Raw genomic sequence first — 20,797 nt, 5'->3', positions numbered from 1 at the left:
AAATGCCACATTCAGATGTGGCATTTTTTATCTCAGCTCGAACAAGATATTTCGAGGTGTTTTCCCCAGTCGGGTGGCAGTTTCGCCATTTCGTCATATTGAGGCGCATCGCTGTAAGGGTCACGCAATGCCTGGTGAAGTTGCTCCAGCGCACTGATATCATCCACTTCAGCCCTTTCGATGGCTTTCTGCGCCAGATAATTTCTCAAAATAATGCGTGGATTACTTTGTTTCATGGCGTCCTGCCGCGTGGCATCATCAATATCTTCCGTTTGTAAACGCTGACGATAAGCCTGATACCAGCTGTCAAAAGCGTCACGGTCGATGAATTCATCCCGTAAAGGCGACGCGGCCTGCTGTTGTTCTGTCTGGCTGAGCAACCTGAAAGTCTGCGTGAAATCCCGCCCCTCTTTCGCCATCAGACTTAGCAGCCCGGTGAGCAGATCGTTATCCTGTTTATTCTCGGTAAAGAAACCGAGTTTGCCGCGCATCAGCGTGCCATAGGCTCTCATCAGCGCCGGTTCATACTCGCCAAGCGCGGTCTGGAGCTGTTCCGTGGACATCAGGCCGGATAACGTTTGTGCCAGACGATGCAGGTTCCAGTAAGCCACCGCCGGCTGATTATCGTAGCTGTAACGCCCCTGATGATCGGAATGGTTGCAGATATAACCCGGCTGATAATCGTCGAGGAAACCGTAAGGGCCGTAATCGATAGTCAGTCCGAGAATCGACATATTGTCGGTATTCATTACGCCGTGTGCAAACCCGATACTTTGCCATTGTGCAATCAGTGCAGCGGTTCGTTCCACCACACTGGTAAACCATTGCTGGTAGCGTGATGCGTCAACCGGCTCACTTTCCAGCAACCGGGGCCAGTGATGTGCGATGACATAATCTGCCAGTTGCCTGACATGTTCAGGCTGTTTGCGGTAGTAGAAGTGCTCGAAATGACCAAAGCGAACATGGCTTTCCGCCACGCGGATCAGCATCGCACCGCGCTCAGGCTGCTCGCGGAAAACCGGCTCATCACTGGTGGCAATCGTCAACGCCCGCGTTGTCGGCACCGATAAATGATGCAGCGCTTCCGAGGCGAGAAACTCACGCACGACAGAACGCAAAACCGCACGACCATCTCCCATTCGTGAGTAAGGTGTCAGCCCGGCCCCTTTCAGATGCCAGTCGAACCGTTTTCCGGAAGGTAAAACCTGTTCGCCCAGTAAAATACCCCGTCCGTCGCCCAGTTGTCCGGCCCACTGGCCGAACTGATGCCCGCTATAAACCTGAGCCAGAGGCTGCATACCGGGGAAGAGTTTTTCACCGCACCAGTATTCGCGATGCTGAGCATCGAAAAGCGAGTCATCCAGCCCCAGTTCACGCGCCAGTGGTTCGCTGTGATAAAGAAGCCGTGCGCCTTTTAGCGGCGTCGGTTGCAGTTGCGTGTAAAAGTCAGGCAACTGGTCAGCATAATGATGTTCAAATCGCGGCATAAATCCCCCTTTTTAATAGTGTAGGACTGCGGGACGTTAATTAACACGGAGCGAATGCAGGGAGATTATGACCTTGAGTGATAAAAAATCCCGGCACAGCAGGCGCTGGCCGGGATCCTGAGAGTGAAACAACCTGCGACGATCAGTGAAATTGGGTGGGCCGCACAAGCAGGCTGTCCAGTTCAGCGGGCTCAACACCAGGCCATAGCAAACCCTTCACCCCTTGTATTTCTACTTTGCGTAACGCATCAAAATAGTCCTGAGAGTCGAGCCCGTCGACCACAATATTACGGCAAAAACGGTTAACATTTCTTATCAGCGAGGGCATCACGATAGTGAAATGTTCCCCCTCACAGAGCTGCCAGAAAAGATTTTTGTCGAGCTTCACCCACTGAAAAAGATGGTCAAAAACGGGCACCATGTTAATAGTGCCTGAGCCGAAGCTTTCCAGACAAAGTGGAAAATATTGTTTTAATGCAACCAGTTGCTGGTTATTTTTGCCTTCGGAAAGACGCGGAAACGACTCGCTCAGATTAAGATGAATGAAAGTATGCATGCTGAACGCATTGCGGAGATTTTCATCTTCCAGCAATAAGGCCACCTGTTTTTCCTCAACACTGATATTCAAAATAACCTGATTATCGCTAAACCATCGGGCATGCTCACCCGCCCATATCTGTTGCTCATTAAGAAACCGTAATAACTGCTGCGGTGTTAACAGGTTCAGTACCAGTTCTGTGGGCATGACTAACTTGCTGTCTGCGCTGGAAAAACGGCAAATTAATTCTATGGCGAGTAATTTCCCGTCAATGGTATAGACCGGCTGGCACAGGTAGCTGCTGTTAAAGGCCGTATCGAATTGTATTTTCATTTTTGTCCAAAACATCAACGGCACGACTAATTGATTAATAACTTTTTTGACTATCAATCAGATCATAAAGATACCGGAGCCCCGAGGCGAAACCGAAATATTAGAGAAATTGATATCAATAAAGAGCCTGTCCGGTTGTAAGTGTACAGAGACGACCACACGAGCGGCTGCGATTCAAAGTTTTTTAAAAACGCCTTTCCCTTATTGCCTTCTTTTTAGGGGTTATAACAGTCAACACAGGGATTTCAGACTAATCTTATCGCCAGAGGTGAAAACACGCAACTTGCCTTGTGAGCGCTATCAATCCTTTTTCAACAAGAATTCCTGCTTTGTTTTGTGCTAATGCCCAAAAAGCATGTTACTAAATATTTTAGCTAATGGTTATAGTGTCTTATGGAATATTGCGCAAGTGACGGGATTCACAACCGGGCTTTTAAGAATGATGAGTAATTTTGCTAAGGTAATAATAAACCGGAGGTTATTCGTCATCATCACCGACCTCCGGCATTCTCAACTTTACTGGATACAACGCACCAGCCAGTTTTGCAGTTCAGTGAGTTCAGCCTGCATCGCCGGATATCGGATAATGATGCGCTGGCAGGCTTCCCCGACGTCCTGCGCGTGATAGCGCGTGCCTGCCAGCTCCGCGGCTAATCTCTGTAACGGTGCGGGATTAAGGCTGTCGGTGAAAATCTGCGCACGGCTGATGTTGCCCTTCTCCACATCAAAGTGAATATCCACCCCGCCCCAGATAAACCGTTCGTTCAGTAAATGGCTGAAGGCCGGTGCTTTCCCGAAATTCCATTCCCAGCTGCTTTGTTTAGCAAATCTTTCGGGGAATCCCGGAATGTCAGGAAACACCTCCGGAGAGATGATTTCAGGTTTTACATTCCCACCATACCAGTCGAAAAATGCCGCAATCACGGCCTGGCAAATTTGCTCATGATTGATATCCGGCACAAACTCATTGAGATTCGCGACCCTCGAACGCACCGAAGTGATCCCTTTCGCCTGCAACTTTTTGACGTCCGGATTGAGATAGTTGGCGAGACGGCTGAGATCGGCATTAAGCAGTAACGTGCCGTGATGGAAGCCGCGGTCGGCTGTTTCACGATAGGCGGAACCGGAAATTTTCCGCTCGCCTTCCGGCGTCTGTACCACCAGATCGTTACGACCCGAGGCAGTAGCATCGATACCCAGCGTTTTTAGTGCGTTGAGAATAATGCCGGTTGAAACGCTTTTATCGTATTCCGGTTTGCCCGCCATGAAGGTGAAACAGGTATTCCCGAGATCGTGAAAAACCGCCCCGCCGCCACTGCTGCGCCGCGCCAGACGAATGCCGTCTTCTTCCATTCTGCGGGTATTGCATTCTTTCCACGGATTCTGCGCCTGCCCGATAACCACGGTTTCGGAATTTCGCCAGAGGAATAACACACGCTGCGTGGTCATCTCGCGGAAAATACAATCTTCTACGGCCAGATTGAACCAGGGATCGTAAGAATCGGAAAGTAATAGTCTGAGAGGTTTCATTGCATATTCATCCTGAATGAGTCTGCTTTGATAATAACAGCAAAAAACAGGATGAAATACGCAGTGAAATCAGGGGGAATGCGATTGGGCACCGTGTCAGATACGGCGCGCCTGCCAGTACACTTTTCGCCAGTAAACGTTGTCGAGTGAAGAACGGGTCACGCCCTGGCTGGTCGAGGCATGAATAAACTGATCGGCAGTATCATAAATACCGACATGCAAACCATTTTCACCGCTGCCGGTTTTGAAGAAGACTAAGTCGCCGGGCAACAATTCATCACGTGGCACTTTGGTGCCAATTTTGGTCTGGTCGGCGGTCGTTCTCGGCAGCACGACGCCAAACCGATCGCGGTAAGTGCGGAAGACAAAACCAGAACAGTCAACGCCGCTCGGTTGTAATCCGCCGTAACGATACGGGGCACCGTGCCATTGGCTGAGCTGGTCGTTAAGCTCGGCCACGACAGTAATAGAATCGGCAAACCTGCCGCTTGGCGGCGGAGCGTGGCTGCTGCAACCGTTAAGAATTAATGCGGCAACGGCCAGCAGGGAATACATGGATACGGATGAGCAGCGCATAGTGCATTCCTTCTCGAATAGCATCACGGCCTGACCAGACGCGAAGGTTTACGCGCGCCGGATAAGTCGCCGTTATCTAAGAACTAATAGAATTTAGCGCTATTTTATCCGTCATCCAATGTTTAATGATGTTTTTTATCGTCATAAAAATCATTCAATGGGATTTTTTTACCGGTTTACTGTGGATAAGCCAGACACCTGACAGGATAAGCAACCCGCCAATTGTTTTACTTAAGCTGATGCTTTCATTGAACCAGGGCAGCGTTACTGCGGCAATATACACCAGCGCATAACTCAGACTCAGTAAGGTATACGCCCGGTTGAGTGGCAGGTAACGCAAGGCAAAGAACCAGCATCCCATCGATAATATATAGCCACACAGCCCCATAAAAACGGCAATCAGGGCATGTAAATGGCTAACAATAAAGGGAGTATCTATAGCGGCCAGTGAAAACAACGGGATCTGCACTATGCCCCATTTCATCAGTAATTGTGCCGCCGTTACCAGCAAAACACTTCCCGCACTCCACAGGTATCCTTTCATAAGCTGACACTCATTAGTGCAATACCACACATGATCAGTGCGACGCCGCACCAGTGGCGGCCATCGACAACTTCACCGAAGAACCATCGGGCACACAGCGTGATCAAGACGAAATTCAGGCTGAGCATCGGATAAGCCAGGCTCAGCGGCAATAATTGCAATACACGTAACCATAACAGCATGGCGATACCGAGCAACAATATCGCCAGCCCGAGCCAGCGTAAAACCCTCGCCATGCCATGCGCAGCAACCTGTGCGGCCTGCTTCTGACAAAGCTGACCGGCACAGGTGACAACGCTGACGACAAGAACCAGAAGGAAACCGGTCATGGCAGTTTTTTGTAGAATAACAGTGCCTGACGGTCGATCCGCACCGTTTGATCCGCAGGAGGCAGAGAGGATTTCACCGCAGCATTACGGTCAAGTCTGAGGATCAGAGAGACATTTCCTGCCTGACGCGCTTGTTGCAGCCACTGTGAGAAATGTGCCGCATCGACAAAATTGTCTTTGGCATCCGGATAGCTCAAACCGTATTGCAGCTCACCCTTTTCATCAAACATCAGAATATCGCTGCGCTTGAGTGTCCACGCAACTGCGGTTGCCACACCAACGTTATCTGTCAGCACATAACGACTGTCTTTCAGCAACGCCATATTTTGCGTCAAAAAGGGCTGTGGCTGTTTGGAATCCATCACTTTTTTCGGAATAGCCTGTCCGGCCAGCAATGCCAGCACCAGCGGGCAAAGGGCAGCCCAATACCAGCGCTTTTTCAAATCCGTCAGCGACACTGCGCCAGCCAGCGCCCACACGGCAAAACACAGAATACCGATCAGGGCATGCGGCAACTCAGAACGACTGAACACGGCTTTGATGTGGAAAGGTAATATGCCGGAGATCAACAGAACTGCCACGGCCAGCAACACACCAAACACGATGTTGAGGGTCCCATTGGCTTTCAGTGCACGTAATTTTCCTGACTCAAGGATCTTATCTAAATAATCCGCCATCAGCAGGGCAAGCGGCGCAAAGCACGGCAAAATGTAAGTCGGCAATTTACCTTTAGCAATGCTAAAGAAAATCAGCGGCATGATTGCCCAGCTCAGCAGGAAGAACAATTCCGGACGCATGACGCGTTGAGTCCAGCCCGCCCGCAAAGCTCCCGGTAACAACCCGAGCCATGGCAGCGCCCCCAGAAACAGCACCGGCAGGTAATACCAGAAAGGTGCCTTGTGCTGAGCATCAGCCTCAGCAAAACGCTGAATATGCTCAACCCAGAAGAAGTAGTTCCAGAAGTCCGGCTCCCGGTGTGCTATCGCCAGCACCCACGGCAGGCTCAGTACCGCCGCACTCACAATCGCCAGGGGCCCCCAGCCAAGCAGGGTTTTGAAACGCTTTTCGCGCCAGATAATCGGCAGAACCGCAATAACCGGTAACGCCAGCGCCAGAAAGCCTTTGGTCATAAAACCCATACCACAGGCCAGCCCGAGTGCAATCCAGCTCAGGGCTTTTTGCGGTGTACGCGATACCCGCAGGCAGAAATAGCTTGCGACCATTGCGGCCGTCATCCACAGCGTGATCATCGGATCCATCACACTGTAAGTCCCGATGCCGAAAACCAACGTCATGGACAGATAAATCAATGCCGCAGTGTAAGCCGTCTGGCGGTTGCGCCACATAAGATGCGCCAGCCAGAACACTAAAATCGCGCTAAGCGCCGTGCTGAATACCGATCCAAAACGCACGGCAAAGTTGCTGTCGCCAAAAATCATCTGGCTGATATTGTTAAACCAGTAACCCGCGACGGGTTTCTCAAAATAGCGTAACCCGAGAAGATGTGGCACAACCCAGTCGCCGCGCTGGAGCATTTCGCGGCTGATTTCTGCATAACGGGTTTCATCGGGTTGCCATAAGAGACGGGTGTTAAGAGGAACAAGGTAAACCAGGGCAAAGAACACCAAAATCAGCGTGCCCCACAAGCCTTTAATTGTTTTCGACATCAGGAAAAACCTTCTTGCTGACAGCCTAACCAGCCTTCCCGACCCGGGAAACTGGCGCGAACCACTTTGCCTCTTGGCAATGTACTGAGATCTTGCGGCAGCAACTCACCCAGCGCGCAAAACTGGATCCCCTGCGCAGACGCACGGGTTAACAATTCATCGAACTGTTTAGCCAGTGACATGCCTTCCACTTCGGCATGAATGGTATAAACCGGTACACCATGCTCTTTCGAAATAGCATCAAGAATAAAGTCGTTGAAGTTATCGGCGTTAATCTCGCCGCCAGCCACTTCGTCATAAGTGGGTAACGTCACGGGAATCTGCACAGTGCCCAGTGTTCCGTTTTCCAGTACCGGCAGGAAAGGTCGCGTTCCGCGGCAATCACTGTTGTAGTAAAAGTGGAAACGTTCTTTGACTTCGATAACCCGCTCATCGGCACGCCAGCCTGCGACAGCCGAACATTCGACATCATGGCCCAAACTTTTTTCGAGCGCATCCAGCCCCAGGCGGATTTGTGCTTCCAGCTGTTTCTCGGACCATTTCCCGACTTTTGCCTGCCAGCCCTGATGATCCCAGGCGTGCAGCCCGACTTCATGCCCGCGTTTTGCAGTTTCTTTCATCAGATAACCGAGATCACGCGCGATAAGTTTACCCGGCCACGCGGTGCCTGCCAGTAAGATATCCCAGCCGTAAAGAGACGCCGCATTAGAGCGCAGCATTTTCCACAGGAAGCGCGGTTTAAGCAGGCGCCATAAATGACGCCCCATATTATCCGGGCCAACACTGAAGAAGAAACTGGCAGTGATTTTATGATTTGCAAGAGTTTGCAGAAGCTGAGGGACACCCTCGCGGGTGCCACTCCAGGTATCCACATCAATGCGCAGACCCACTTTCTTCATGACGGGCACCGTTTCAGGCTTTGCCAGCGTCAGGATTTACTGAACGCAGGAAGAAATCCAGGGTTTCAGCAACGGTTTTATCCATGCCGATTTCCGGTTTCCAGTTAAGCAGACGACGGGCATTTTTGATGCTCGGCGTACGGTGCTCCACGTCCTGATAGCCTTTTCCGTAATACGTGCTGCTTTCCACCAGATTGAAACCAGCGAACGGCGGGAACTGCGCGCGCAACGGATGTGATTCAAAACTGCTCAGCAGCATTTCTGCCAGTTCACGAATGCTCGCTTCGTTAGTCGGATTACCGATGTTAATAATCTGGCCATCACATAAGTTGTCGCGGTTCTCGATGATCCGGAACAACGCTTCAATACCGTCGTTGATATCAGTGAAGCAACGCTTTTGCTCGCCGCCATCCACCAGTTTGATCGGTGATCCTTCAACCAGATTAAGAATCAGTTGGGTGATCGCACGGGAACTGCCGATACGCGCAGCATCCAGGTTATCCAGACGTGGTCCCATCCAGTTGAACGGACGGAACAGGGTGAACTTCAGGCCTTCTTTCGCGCCGTAAGCCCAGATCACGCGGTCCAGCAGTTGCTTGGAAACAGAGTAAATCCAGCGCTGTTTGTTGATCGGGCCGACAATCAGACGGGAATGATCTTCGTCGAATTCCTTATCATCACACATGCCGTAAACTTCAGACGTTGACGGGAAGATAATGCGTTTTTTGTATTTAACGCAATCGCGGACAATTTTCAGGTTTTCTTCGAAATCCAGTTCGAATACGCGCAGCGGATTACGGGTGTATTCGATTGGCGTTGCAATCGCCACCAGCGGCAGAACGACGTCGCATTTTTTGATGTGATATTCGATCCACTCTGAATGGATGCTGATATCGCCTTCCACGAAGTGGAAATGCGGATTACCCATAAAGCGGCTGATCGCGTCAGAGCTGATATCCAGGCCATAAATTTCATAGCGGTCTTCGCGAAGCAAACGCTCACTCAGGTGGTTACCGATAAAACCATTCACGCCGAGGATTAAAACACGGGTACGGCGTTTCATCACCGCCGTGGGCAACGTTGCGACACGCATATCCGGCATAATGCCCAGTTCCAGCGCCAGACGGGAACCCTGTACATACAGGCCGTTTTCACTCTGCCCTGCCAGAATTTCCAGCGCGCCTTCGCCACAGGCGATGGTCAGCGGATCAGAAGAAAGCACGGTGCCCGGTTGTTTGTCGTGCTGAGTTGCCAGCGGACGTGCGCGCCAGATAGTCAGCTTACGTTGGCCGAGATAAGAGAATGCGCCGGGATAGGGTTCAGTCACCGCGCGGATCAGGTTATTAATTTCAGTGGCCGATTTGTGCCAGTGAATTTCACCGTCAGCGGCGGTACGGCGACCAAAGTAACTGGCCTGAGATTCGTCTTGCGCCGTCAGTGTGATGTTACCCGCTTTCATTTCCGGCAACAGATCTGTCAGTAATGCTTTCGCTGCCTCACGCACTTTGGCATGAAGTTTCAGCGCCGTGTCATCGCCAGTGATCGCCACTTTGCGCTGACCAACGATATCACCTGCATCCGGTCGTTTGACCATTTTATGCAAAGTGACACCCGTTTCGGTTTCACCGTTGAGGAGCGCCCAGTTAACCGGTGCACGACCACGGTAACGCGGCAGCAATGAACCGTGCAGATTGAAGCCACCCTGCGGCGCCAGAGATAAAATCTCTTCGCTCAGCATATTACGGTAGTAGAAAGAGAAGATGATATCGGGCTGTAAAGCACGGATGCGGTCAACCCACAATGGATGGTTAACATCTTCCGGTGCATAAACGGGCAGGTTCAGCTCAGCGCCCTGACGGGCAACGGAAGAAAAGAACTGGTTTTCATTCGGGGAATCAGTGTGGGTGAAAACTGCCTGAACATCATAACCCGCGTCAACCAGAGCCTGTAAACCAACACAACCAATATCATGATAGGCAAATACAATCGCTTTCATTACTCTTCTTCCTGACTGTGGTCTTCGGAACGAACGCCGACGACTTTTTGAACAAAATAACGGGGACGCGCACGAACATCGTTGTAGATCCGCCCGATGTATTCACCGAGTAATCCCATACCGACAAACTGCGCACCGATAAACATAAATAACAATGCAAATAGCGTGAATACGCCTTCCGCAGACCACTCAGGGCCGTTGATCAGGCGCATTAAAATGAGGAATACCGCCAGCAGGAAACCGAAGATGGCAATCACACTGCCAACAACACTGAGCATTCTCAGCGGTGTTGTCGTCAGACAAGTGATCAGGTCATACATCAGGTTAATCAGTTTCATCAGACTGTATTTGGAATCACCAAACTCACGCTCAGAATGCTGAACCGGAATTTCTATGGTTCTGCGCGCGAATGTGTTGGCCAGAATAGGAATAAAGGTACTGCGCTCATGGCAATGCAGCATAGCTTCGATAATGTGACGGCGATAAGCCCGTAGCATACAGCCGTAGTCACCCATCGATTTACCGGTGGCACGTTGGATCATCATGTTGATCATCTTTGATGCCGTTTTACGGAACCAGGAATCGCGACGATTTGCACGTACGGTGCCGACAACGTCATAGCCTTCATCAGCAGTGGCGACCAGGCGCGGGATTTCTTCCGGTGGATTTTGCAGGTCAGCATCAAGCGTAATGACCAGATCACCGGTCACATGGCTAAAACCGGCCATAATGGCGGAATGCTGGCCGTAATTGCGGTTGAGCAAAACGGCAATAACATGGCTGTTCGGTTGTTCTGCAGCGGCAGCGAGCATGTCGCCGGAGCTGTCAGAACTGCCGTCATCCACCAGAATGATTTCGTATTGCTGGGTTAATTGCTGACAAGCGGCCTGCGTGCGGGAAAGCAACGCCGGCAGGCTTTCTTCTTCGTTGTAGACCGGGATAACCACCGAGACTTTACGGATTGGTTCGTATTGCGCCACTACTGCGCCTCCAGAAGGGAAAAAAGAGCCGCGACAACGCGGTCCACATCGCTGTCCTGCATATCAGGGAACAGCGGCAAACTGCATAAACGTGCCGAATTCCATTCACTGTTTGGCAGGCTCAGGTGCGGATAACGTTCGCGGTAATATTTTTGGGTGTGAGCTGCACGGAAATGTAAACCCGTTCCGATCCCCTGCTCTTTCAGACGTTCCATCAGTGCGTCACGGCTGATACCACAACGCGCTTCATCCACACGGATCATGAATAAGTGCCACGCATGAAGGTGCGGGTAAGCCGGTACAGCCATTGGCAGATAAGGTGAGCCCTGTAATTTATCCAGATAACGCTGTGCCAGCTCCGCACGGCGGGCATTCATTTGTGCAAGACGTTTAAGCTGCACGACAGCCACAGAGGCATGAATGTCGGAGAGATTGTATTTAAAGCCTGGCTCAACCACTTCAGCCTGCGGTTTACGCCCCAGCACCTGACGATCAAATGCATCAACCGCCAGACCGTGGAATTTCAACGCACGTACTTTTTCAGCCAGAGCATCATCGTCGGTGGCAATCAGACCGCCTTCTGCGCAGGTCATATTTTTGATCGCGTGGAACGAGAAAATTGCTGTCCCCTGTGCGCCAATCCAGCGTTCACGGTATTTTGTGCCTGCCGCGTGCGCAGCATCCTCCACGACCGGAATACCGTGTTCATTAGCAACAGCATAAATCGGGTCAAGGTCTAAAGGCGCGCCGGCGTAATGCACCGGGATAATCGCTTTGGTTTTTGGCGTGATAGCCGCAGCAACCGCGTCGGCACTGACCATCAACGTGTCAGGATCAACATCAATCATCACCGGTTCTGCGCCGAGCAGGACAATCATGTTGATGGTTGAAACCCAGGTCTGTGAAGGCGTGATCACTTCATCGCCCGGTCCGATGCCGAGCGCCATCAGGGTGACATGCATGCCGCCGGTCGCAGAACTGACTGCGATAGCATGCTTACAACCGAAAGTGGCAGAAAAATCCTGTTCAAGCTGATGAGTCTGTGGCCCTGTGGTGATCCAGCCAGAACGTAAAACCTGCCCCACTGCAGCTATTTCTTCTTCGCCCATAGACGGACGGGAAAAAGGCAAAAAGTTTTCCATTACGCTATCCCAAAAAGGTAATTACCGATACCGACTGTAGACCGCATTTATTTAACAGTAAGTAAACGCCGTCATGAAATTATGGATCTTATGATGTCGGTTTAATCTTAATTTAACCTTAAGGATTTACCAGTCACGCGAAGCTAAACAGAAAGTAAATAAACAAAAATTAAATAGCAGGAAAAAATAAAAATCATTTAATAACAATCAATTACATTAAATTATGTTTTTATGAAAAAAATGAACTTTATTAAAACAATGCATCTTCTGCGTTTTTTATGAACAAATAAGAATTGGGGTAAAGCGTAAACCCCAATAATAATATAATTAAACCGCTATGCATTAAGCTCAGGTCGCCATTATCCATTGCCTGCCTGCCAGTTCGTGTATCTGAAATGCCACTTTGTACACGTCTGAAAGTATTTCAGGCTGCATGACATCAGCACATTTTCCCGCCGCCATCACCTGACCCTGCGACATAAGCCAGATCTGATGTGCGTAATGGAGGGTATGGTTGAGATCATGATCGCTTAACACCACGGAACGTCCTGCCGCGCAAAACTCCGCAAGTAACTGATCCAGCGCCTGCTGCTGGGCAACATCCAGGCTGTTCATCGGCTCATCAAGGAATAAAAGCTGACTATCAGGATTCACCGTCGGCCACACTTGCAATAAAGCAGCCGCCAGCCTCACCCGCTGCCATTCCCCGCCGGATAAATGCGTGACCGGCCGGCCAAGTTTATCGCTGAGATGTAAAGCATCACATAAACATGAAACCGTGCGCTCAAGAACAGCAGGATCCACTTCTCGCGGCTGATGAAGGGACAAATATTGAAATACCGGCATCAGGGATGCCGGGGTCAGTTGCTGGCATAACCAGGCGCGAAGACGTGCCAGCCTGGGTCCGGGAACGTCGGCAAGCGGTTGTCCGTCGAGAATAACCTCGCCTCCCCCTGCCGACATACCCGCCAGACGGGTCAGTAAAGTGCTTTTCCCGGCGCCATTCGGGCCGATAATATGGATCCGACAGCCCGGCACAATCTGCGCGCTAAATGCGCTAAGCCGCCCCGCAACGGTTATCTCACGACATTCCAGCATTGGTGTATTCACACGCAAATTATTTCGCCAGTGCGGCTTTGATGGTTTCCATAAGGATCGGATCTTCCGGTGTCATATCGGGTGCAAAACGCTGAACCACGGTGCCGTCACGACCAATCAGGAATTTCTCAAAATTCCACAAGATATCATCGGGCTTAAGAGGTTGACGACCTTTGCTGGCCAGACGTTCGTAGAACGCGCTGTCTTCCGGTTTGACGGCTGTCGGGCAGGCTGCAATCAGCGCTGAATACAGCGGATGACGGTTGTCTCCGTTGACGTTAATTTTGCTAAACATCGGGAATTTCACGCCAAAATGGGTGGTGCAGAAGGTTTTGATCTCATCTTCAGTGCCCGGTTCCTGTGCGCCGAATTCATTGCACGGGAACCCCAGCACTTCAAAACCACGATCGTGCCAGGCCTGGTAGATATTTTCCAGCCCCTCATATTGCTTGGTCAGGCCACATTGTGATGCCACATTCACGACCAGCAATACAGAACCTTTATAAGCACCGAGCGTCGTGGTTTCGCCATCGATAGTTTTCAGGGAGATATTATAAATTTCATTACTCATCGTTTTCGTCCTGATATTTGTAGGTTAGGGGAAGGGTTTCAGTGAACAGCATAGCCGACACACCGAAAAGCATCAGCGGATTTGTCCGGTTCTGGTCAGCAACCAGATGAATACCGGTGCACCCAGCGTGGCAGTCACCACACCAATCGGTAATTCCGCCGCAGATAAACCAATTCGCGCCAGCACATCCGCTAACAGTAAAACTGAAGCGCCGCAAAGCGCACAGGCGGGCAGCAAACGGCGCTGATCGGTGATCCCGCAAAGCCTGAGAATATGCGGGATGATCAGCCCGATAAAACCGATGACGCCCGATAAGGCGACGCTCAACCCGACCATCCAGCCGACGGCAAGCACCAGAATATAACGCCAGGTGTTCAGCGATATGCCGAGTTGCCTCGCCTGCTGCGTCCCGAGAGACAATAGATTGAGTGCATTCCCCTGTAAGACCAGCCACAGTAAAACAGGCAGCAACATTAATCCCAGCCAGAGCTGATTCCAGTCAACACCGCCAAATCCGCCCATCATCCAGTACATCAACTGCCGTAAATCGAGATTGTTGCTGAAATAAATCGCCCAGGTCATTAAAGCACTGCAGACAATCCCAATAGCAATCCCGACAAGAAGCATACGGGCATTCGTCAAAAGGCGTTTACGGGCAATATATAGCAGAAAGAAAGTGACAATCAGAGCGCCCGCGATGGCTGCCAGACTCATGATCCAAACAGGCAACAGGCCGTGGCTTAACATGACACATAAAACCAGCGCGACGCAGGCACCATTGGCAACACCGAGTAAACCGGGCTCGGCAAGAGGATTTTCGAACAACGACTGCATCACTGCCCCGGAGACAGCGAGACTTGCGCCCACCAAAATGACAGCGACAGCGCGCGGAAACCGTAATTGCCACACGAACAGACGCGCCTCAGTGCTGAGCCATTGATCCGGCCACAGCCAGCGTTCACCCGCACTCAGACTGAACACCCATATCAACAACAAGAACATACCCAGCCCGTATAACCAGCGGCGGTCACGGTATTTCTGTTGCTGTTCAAAGGCAGAAAAGGTCTGCGGGATAGGCATGAATGGCTAATTCCTGGGGCTCACGGGAAGTGACTATCCTACCGATATTAGGCAGTTAGCTCTAGCGAAGAACGGCTGAATACCATAAATAGAAATTGAAAAAGCCGGTGACTGAGCACCGGCTTCGGACACGTTGGGCATTTACAGGGAAAATCAGTGTCCCTGATAACCATTCGGCGGGATCGGCTGGCCGTTCCCCTGATGACCATTATTATCATGATGATCATTACCGTTCGGACGGCCCGGGTTATGGGGCTGCGGTCCTGGCTGATTACGCCCCGGCTTATCATGGTTACGCTGCGGTGGTTTAGCGTCCCAGCGATTACCGTGCCAGTACATGCCATGTTCATTACGCTCACCGTAATGATGGCCCTGATGATCACGCCACCACTGCGGTGGACGCCAGTCATAGCCATCCCAATAGTAACCGCGCTGATCCTGATCCCCGAGGTGAAGTGATACGCCAGGTACGTTGAGGTCAATAGAAACATTTGCCTGCGCGATCACAGGCAAAGCCAGTGCACAACAAAGCAATAAGAGAGATTTTTTCACGTTAGTTACGCCTTCTTTATTTTTTATGACGTGATTTTTATATCAGTCAGGTATTGAAGAAAATATAAGAAATAAGCGTATTTTCGGATAACTTGCTCTGACCTTACAATAAAAACACAAACATGTCCTGGTTGAAATAATTCAACAAGACGGTGTGTGTTATCTATTCAATTCCTATTAAGACACTAACAAATCTTAACGCAAGCCTGACAACAACCTGTCTGCATTCTATTTATAATCGACCTGTTTATTCAAACGAAGGATGTATTTTATGCGTCGTATTTTCGCTCTGTTGAGCATTGCTCTGGTTGTCATCAGCCTCAGTGGCTGTTTATTCCCACCATTTTGGGGTCCTGGTGGTGGCGGTCATGGCGGCGGTGGGCACGGTGGCGGCGGTCCGGGTGGACCTCGTATGTTCTATAACCACTAGTCACCTTTTATAATTCCATTCTCCCGTTCCCGGTTAATTTGTCCGGTGCCTTTTATTCAGATATTAATATGTACATATTATTAACTGAACATAATGAGTGACTTACCATAGGGGCTTCGGCCCCGTTTTATTTGAATGGCATCCGGATAAATAATAAACCAAAGTTCTTTTCAGGCCTTGAAATTTAATCTATCAGACTAATCCTGAACCGCCTACCCCTTTAACGCTATCTTTTCACTTTCTGTGCTAATTACTTAAAAGCGTTAAAACCTATTGTTTCCGATGACACTGCACTCTTAAAAATCAGATAAAAAAAAGGCCGCTTTCGCGGCCTTTTTGATGTTTTCACTTATTCTTTCGGCGTGGCATTCTCTACACGACTTTTCAATTTCTGTCCCGGACGGAAAGTCACCACACGACGCGCCGTGATCGGAATATCTTCGCCGGTTTTCGGGTTACGTCCCGGACGTTGGTTTTTGTCACGCAAATCAAAATTGCCAAAGCCAGACAGTTTAACTTGCTCGCCATTTTCCAAAGCACGACGTACTTCTTCGAAAAATATTTCAACAAGGTCTTTGGCATCCCGTTTGCTCAGCCCGAGCTTTTCAAACAGGTGTTCTGACATTTCAGCTTTAGTAAGCGCCATAGGTTCAATCCCTCAAGGATGCTTGGAATCGCTGTTTTAGAGCCTCTACACATTTTGCAACGGTAGCGGCGATCTCCTCTTCTTCCAGTGTACGGCCGGTATCCTGCAACACCAGACTGATAGCCAGGCTCTTGTAACCTTCAGCTACGCCCTTGCCACGGTACACATCAAACAAGTTTACGCCAACTACCTGATTTGCGCCAACTTTCTTGCACTCTGCCAAAATATCGTCTGCGGGCACGTTTTCGGCCACTACAACAGCGATGTCACGACGGTTCGCCGGGAAGCGAGAAATCTCTTTCGCATCAGGCAGTACGCGGTCTGCGACCTTATTCCACAACAGTTCGAAGACCACGGTACGACCATTAAGATCGAGTTTACGTTCCAGCTCAGGGTGTACTACACCAATGAAACCAATACGTTCGCCGCGTAAATAAATTGCTGCGCTCTGCCCAGGATGCAACGCAGGATTCGCTTCCACCTTGAACTGTACATCGTTCATTTTGCCGGTAAGCTCAAGAATAGCCTCAAGATCACCTTTCAAATCGTAGTAGTCAACTGCCTGACGCGCCAGATCCCAATGCTCTTCATTTTTAGTACCGGAGATTACACCAGACAGCATGACGTCCTGACGGATACCCAAATCGGCTTGCGTATCAGGTACAAAGCGCAGGCCGCTTTCAAATAAACGTACGCGACTTTGCTGACGATTCTGGTTATTTACTACAGCAGTCAGCAGGCCAGACCACAGGGAAAGACGCATTGCAGACATTTCAACCGAGATCGGGCTGGGTAAAATCAGCGCTTCTTCGCCAGGATGCAGCAGAGCCTGCACTTTTGGATCGACAAAACTGTAAGTGATCGCTTCCTGGAAACCACGATCAACCAGCAGATTTTTCACACGTTTCAGTGAAAGGTTCGCTTCACGGTGTTTGGTCATCACCAGACTGGCTTTAACCGGCACATCAGGAATGTTGTTGTAGCCGTAGACACGCGCGACTTCTTCCACCAGGTCTTCTTCGATTTGCATATCGAAACGCCAGCTTGGCGCCACAGCTACCCAGTGGTCGCCATTATGCTGAACCTTACACCCCAGACGGGTCAGGATGTCAGTCACCTGAGCATCTTCAACATGATGCCCGATCAGGCGATCCAGTTTTTCACGACGCAAGGTGATGGTTGCCGCTTTCGGCAAATCAACGTCGGAGGTCGCTTCAATGACCGGACCGGCTTCACCACCACAAATGCTCAGCAACAACGCAGTAGCCCGTTCGATAGCTTTGAACTGCAGCTCAGGATCCACACCACGTTCATAGCGATGAGAAGCATCCGTGTGCAGACCCTGACGGCGTGCACGGCCAGTAATTGAGAGCGGAGCAAAGAATGCAGATTCCAGCAGGACGTCCTGCGTCTCGTCGTTCACACCGGAATGTTCGCCACCAAAGATACCGGCCATTGCCAGGGCTTTCTCATGGTCTGCGATGACCAGCGTATCTTCCGCCAGTTTCGCCTCTGTGCCATCGAGCAACGTTAATGCTTCGTTTTTCTGCGCCATGCGCACGACGATGCCACCACTGATGCGATTCAGATCAAACGCATGCATTGGCTGACCGAGTTCGAGTAACACGTAGTTCGTGATATCGACCACGGCGTCGATAGAACGGGTGCCACAGCGACGCAGTTTTTCACGCATCCACAATGGTGTAGGTGCTTTAACGTTGATGCCTTTAACGACACGGCCCAGATAGCGCGGACACGCTTGTGGCGCCTGCACATCAATGGGGATGGTGGCATCAATCGTTGCTTTCACCGGGTTCATTTCCGGCTCAACCAGTGGCAACTGGTTGATGACAGCAACATCACGCGCCACGCCGAGGATACCCAGGCAATCAGCACGGTTTGGCGTTACGCTGATTTCAATCGTGGTGTCATCGAGTTTCAGGAATTCACGGATATCTGTACCGACTGGCGCATCAAGTGGCAGTTCAATAATACCGTCGTGATCCTCTGAAATACCCAGCTCAGAGAACGAACACAGCATGCCTTCTGAAGGCTCGCCACGCAATTTGGCAGCTTTGATTTTGAAATCACCCGGCAATACGGCGCCCACCGTTGCAACTGCAACTTTAAGGCCCTGACGACAGTTTGGCGCGCCACAAACGATGTCCAGCAGACGATCGCCGCCCACATTGACTTTAGTCACACGCAGTTTGTCTGCGTTTGGATGCTGACCGCATTCGACAACTTCACCGACAACCACGCCATTAAATGCGCCTGCAACCGGCTCAACGCCATCAACTTCCAGGCCGGCCATAGTAATTTGGTCTGATAATGCTTCGCTGCTAATGGCTGGGTTTACCCACTCACGCAACCAGAGTTCACTGAATTTCATGTGATATTCCCGCCTTACTTAAACTGTTTGAGGAAACGCAGATCGTTTTCGAAGAATGCACGCAGATCAGTCACGCCATAACGCAACATAGTCAGACGTTCCATCCCCATTCCGAAGGCAAAACCGGAATACACTTCAGGGTCGATGCCCACATTGCGCAGGACATTCGGATGCACCATGCCGCAACCCAGCACTTCCAGCCATTTGCCATTTTTGCCCATTACATCCACTTCTGCGGAAGGTTCTGTGAACGGGAAATAGGAAGGACGGAAACGGATCTGCAAATCAGCTTCAAAGAAGTTATTCAGGAAATCGTGCAATGTGCCTTTCAGGTTAGAGAAGCTGATGTCTTTATCAACGATCAGGCCTTCCATCTGATGGAACATCGGGGTGTGAGTCTGATCGTAATCGTTACGATAGACGCGGCCCGGCGCGATAATACGAATTGGCGGCTGCTGGTCTTTCATGGTGCGGATCTGAACACCGGAAGTTTGCGTACGCAGCAGGCGCTTGGCATCAAACCAGAAAGTATCGTGATCGGCACGTGCCGGGTGATGACCCGGAATGTTCAGGGCATCAAAGTTGTGATAGTCATCTTCGATTTCAGGGCCGGTTTCCACGGTAAAGCCTAATTCACCAAAGAAGGTTTCAATGCGGTCGATAGTACGGGTCACCGGGTGCAGACCACCGTTTTCGATGCGACGGCCAGGCAGGGAAACGTCAATTGTTTCCTCTGCCAGGCGGGCATTCAGTTCAGCGGACTCCAGCATATTTTTACGCGCGTTCAGGGCTTCCTGAACCTGCGCTTTCGCTTCATTGATGACCGCGCCCGCAGCCGGGCGTTCTTCCGCAGGTAATTCACGGAGGGTTGTCATCTGGAGTGTCAGGTGGCCTTTCTTACCCAGATATTCGACACGCACATTATCCAGCGCGGCGATATCCTGAGCACTCTCTACGGCTGCCTTGGCATTGGCAACCAGCTCTGCGAGATGTGGCATTGCTTTCCTCTTCTTCTGGCCAATATGGCCCGATGTAAAATAACCGTGATTAATCAGGGGCGCGATTTTGACCCTGAACCTTAGCGTATAAAGCACAGATACAAAAAAGCCTCCACGAGGGAGGCTTAGGCGCTACTTTTCGTTTCTTCTCTTACGCGCGAAAGCCTTCCAAAGTCAGGCGCTAAAGTAAAAAAAGAAACGGAAAATAGCAGCATTCATGCTTGCGTTACCTTGTCGGTTGTAAATCTTGTGCCGTAATTGAAACGAAACTGTGGGTATTAAACAACGAAACAGAATGTTTTTAAACACAAAATATAAAAGAGGGAGCAAGCTCCCTCTTTCACCTGACTTACGCCAGAGCTGCTTTCGCTTTTTCGACCAGTGCAGAGAATGCCACTTTGTCGAATACTGCGATGTCAGCCAAGATCTTACGGTCAATTTCAATAGAAGCTTTTTTCAAGCCGTTAATGAATTTGCTGTAAGACATGTCGTTCTGACGAGCTGCTGCGTTGATACGCGCGATCCACAGCTGACGGAACTGACGTTTCTTTTGACGACGGTCACGGTAAGCGTATTGACCAGCTTTGATAACAGCCTGGAATGCAACACGATATACGCGAGAACGGGCACCGTAGTAGCCTTTCGCCTGTTTTAAGATTTTCTTGTGACGTGCACGTGCAATCACACCACGTTTTACGCGAGCCATATGCTCTCCTGAGTTTTATATTCTAGATGAAAAAAAGTGTATTTATGCGTACGGCAGACATGCAGAGACCAGACCCAAATCGTTCTTGGATACCAGGCCTTTTGGACGCAAGTGACGTTTACGCTTAGTAGCTTTTTTGGTCAGAATATGACGCAGGTTTGCGTGCTTACGCTTAAAACCACCATTGGCGGTTTTTTTGAAGCGTTTAGCGGCGCCGCGTACTGTTTTGATCTTTGGCATTTTAAATTCCACTTCGCATTGTTATTAACATGAATCAGAAAGGCGAATCCAGAATACGCGGTG

21 protein-coding genes and 1 other annotated feature are annotated in these 20,797 nt (G+C 50.4%); all 21 genes read right to left on the bottom strand.

Annotated features, from left to right (window positions below):
- Positions 1-32: 32 nt before the first annotated feature.
- Complete coding sequence (locus tag UC14_RS01565) at positions 33-1,487, bottom strand: YdiU family protein (protein ID WP_037035284.1); 1,455 nt, start codon at positions 1,485-1,487, stop codon at positions 33-35.
- A 142-nt stretch (positions 1,488-1,629) separates the two neighbouring features.
- Positions 1,630-2,358: an EAL domain-containing protein gene (locus tag UC14_RS01560; RefSeq protein WP_112197135.1), complete on the bottom strand. Its 729-nt coding sequence runs from the start codon at positions 2,356-2,358 to the stop codon at positions 1,630-1,632.
- A gap of 516 nt (positions 2,359-2,874) precedes the next feature.
- A complete protein-coding gene (locus UC14_RS01555) occupies positions 2,875-3,888 on the bottom strand; it encodes a lipoate--protein ligase A (protein ID WP_112197125.1) in 1,014 nt (337 codons plus the stop codon).
- A gap of 96 nt (positions 3,889-3,984) precedes the next feature.
- Positions 3,985-4,464 carry an NlpC/P60 family protein gene (locus UC14_RS01550; protein ID WP_013576118.1) on the bottom strand — a complete coding sequence of 160 codons (480 nt, stop codon included), beginning with the start codon at positions 4,462-4,464 and terminating at the stop codon, positions 3,985-3,987.
- A 154-nt stretch (positions 4,465-4,618) separates the two neighbouring features.
- Entirely contained in the window at positions 4,619-5,008 is a 390-nt protein-coding gene (gene arnF, locus UC14_RS01545) for a 4-amino-4-deoxy-L-arabinose-phosphoundecaprenol flippase subunit ArnF (protein ID WP_013576119.1), read from the bottom strand.
- Entirely contained in the window at positions 5,005-5,337 is a 333-nt protein-coding gene (arnE, locus tag UC14_RS01540) for a 4-amino-4-deoxy-L-arabinose-phosphoundecaprenol flippase subunit ArnE (RefSeq protein WP_013576120.1), read from the bottom strand. Before arnE ends, arnF begins: the two co-directional genes overlap by 4 nt.
- Positions 5,334-7,004 carry a lipid IV(A) 4-amino-4-deoxy-L-arabinosyltransferase gene (gene arnT, locus UC14_RS01535; protein ID WP_013576121.1) on the bottom strand — a complete coding sequence of 557 codons (1,671 nt, stop codon included), beginning with the start codon at positions 7,002-7,004 and terminating at the stop codon, positions 5,334-5,336. The genes arnE and arnT overlap by 4 nt, the downstream gene beginning before the upstream one ends.
- Positions 7,004-7,903: a 4-deoxy-4-formamido-L-arabinose-phosphoundecaprenol deformylase gene (gene arnD / locus UC14_RS01530; RefSeq protein WP_112197124.1), complete on the bottom strand. Its 900-nt coding sequence runs from the start codon at positions 7,901-7,903 to the stop codon at positions 7,004-7,006. Before arnD ends, arnT begins: the two co-directional genes overlap by 1 nt.
- 13 nt (positions 7,904-7,916) lie before the next feature.
- Positions 7,917-9,899 (bottom strand): bifunctional UDP-4-amino-4-deoxy-L-arabinose formyltransferase/UDP-glucuronic acid oxidase ArnA, encoded by a 1,983-nt coding sequence (arnA, locus tag UC14_RS01525; protein WP_112197123.1) that lies wholly within the window; start codon positions 9,897-9,899, stop codon positions 7,917-7,919.
- Positions 9,899-10,879 carry an undecaprenyl-phosphate 4-deoxy-4-formamido-L-arabinose transferase gene (gene arnC / locus UC14_RS01520; protein ID WP_112197122.1) on the bottom strand — a complete coding sequence of 327 codons (981 nt, stop codon included), beginning with the start codon at positions 10,877-10,879 and terminating at the stop codon, positions 9,899-9,901. Before arnC ends, arnA begins: the two co-directional genes overlap by 1 nt.
- Positions 10,879-12,021 carry a UDP-4-amino-4-deoxy-L-arabinose aminotransferase gene (gene arnB, locus UC14_RS01515; protein WP_013576125.1) on the bottom strand — a complete coding sequence of 381 codons (1,143 nt, stop codon included), beginning with the start codon at positions 12,019-12,021 and terminating at the stop codon, positions 10,879-10,881. Before arnB ends, arnC begins: the two co-directional genes overlap by 1 nt.
- A gap of 348 nt (positions 12,022-12,369) precedes the next feature.
- The gene (btuD, locus tag UC14_RS01510) at positions 12,370-13,119 is read right to left on the bottom strand and encodes a vitamin B12 ABC transporter ATP-binding protein BtuD (protein ID WP_013576127.1); all 750 of its coding nucleotides are present in this window, start codon (positions 13,117-13,119) and stop codon (positions 12,370-12,372) included.
- A 19-nt stretch (positions 13,120-13,138) separates the two neighbouring features.
- A complete protein-coding gene (locus tag UC14_RS01505) occupies positions 13,139-13,690 on the bottom strand; it encodes a glutathione peroxidase (protein ID WP_112197121.1) in 552 nt (183 codons plus the stop codon).
- A 72-nt stretch (positions 13,691-13,762) separates the two neighbouring features.
- A complete protein-coding gene (gene btuC / locus UC14_RS01500; protein ID WP_037035293.1) occupies positions 13,763-14,770 on the bottom strand; it encodes a vitamin B12 ABC transporter permease BtuC in 1,008 nt (335 codons plus the stop codon).
- 153 nt (positions 14,771-14,923) lie between these two features.
- Positions 14,924-15,322 carry a DUF2502 domain-containing protein gene (locus tag UC14_RS01495; RefSeq protein ID WP_112197120.1) on the bottom strand — a complete coding sequence of 133 codons (399 nt, stop codon included), beginning with the start codon at positions 15,320-15,322 and terminating at the stop codon, positions 14,924-14,926.
- 779 nt (positions 15,323-16,101) lie between these two features.
- Positions 16,102-16,398 carry an integration host factor subunit alpha gene (ihfA, locus tag UC14_RS01490; RefSeq protein ID WP_004089944.1) on the bottom strand — a complete coding sequence of 99 codons (297 nt, stop codon included), beginning with the start codon at positions 16,396-16,398 and terminating at the stop codon, positions 16,102-16,104.
- A 4-nt stretch (positions 16,399-16,402) separates the two neighbouring features.
- The gene (gene pheT, locus UC14_RS01485) at positions 16,403-18,790 is read right to left on the bottom strand and encodes a phenylalanine--tRNA ligase subunit beta (protein WP_112152168.1); all 2,388 of its coding nucleotides are present in this window, start codon (positions 18,788-18,790) and stop codon (positions 16,403-16,405) included.
- Positions 18,791-18,804: 14 nt separating this feature from the next.
- The gene (gene pheS / locus UC14_RS01480; RefSeq protein WP_013576133.1) at positions 18,805-19,788 is read right to left on the bottom strand and encodes a phenylalanine--tRNA ligase subunit alpha; all 984 of its coding nucleotides are present in this window, start codon (positions 19,786-19,788) and stop codon (positions 18,805-18,807) included.
- Between the two features lie 99 nt (positions 19,789-19,887).
- Positions 19,888-20,012, bottom strand: a sequence feature (Phe leader region).
- Positions 19,963-20,007 (bottom strand): pheST operon leader peptide PheM, encoded by a 45-nt coding sequence (pheM, locus tag UC14_RS26850; RefSeq protein ID WP_106120997.1) that lies wholly within the window; start codon positions 20,005-20,007, stop codon positions 19,963-19,965. (Overlaps the previous feature by 45 nt.)
- A gap of 125 nt (positions 20,013-20,137) precedes the next feature.
- The gene (rplT, locus tag UC14_RS01475) at positions 20,138-20,494 is read right to left on the bottom strand and encodes a 50S ribosomal protein L20 (protein WP_013576134.1); all 357 of its coding nucleotides are present in this window, start codon (positions 20,492-20,494) and stop codon (positions 20,138-20,140) included.
- A 42-nt stretch (positions 20,495-20,536) separates the two neighbouring features.
- Positions 20,537-20,734, bottom strand: a complete 198-nt coding sequence (gene rpmI / locus UC14_RS01470; protein ID WP_013576135.1) for a 50S ribosomal protein L35 — start codon at positions 20,732-20,734, stop codon at positions 20,537-20,539.
- Positions 20,735-20,797 lie beyond the last annotated feature (63 nt).

Source organism: Rahnella sp. NRRL B-41462 (assembly GCF_003263525.1).
In the GTDB taxonomy this organism is placed as follows: domain Bacteria; phylum Pseudomonadota; class Gammaproteobacteria; order Enterobacterales; family Enterobacteriaceae; genus Rahnella; species Rahnella aceris.
Note: the sequence above shows the minus strand (reverse complement) of the source record. Positions and strands in the feature narration are given on the sequence as shown.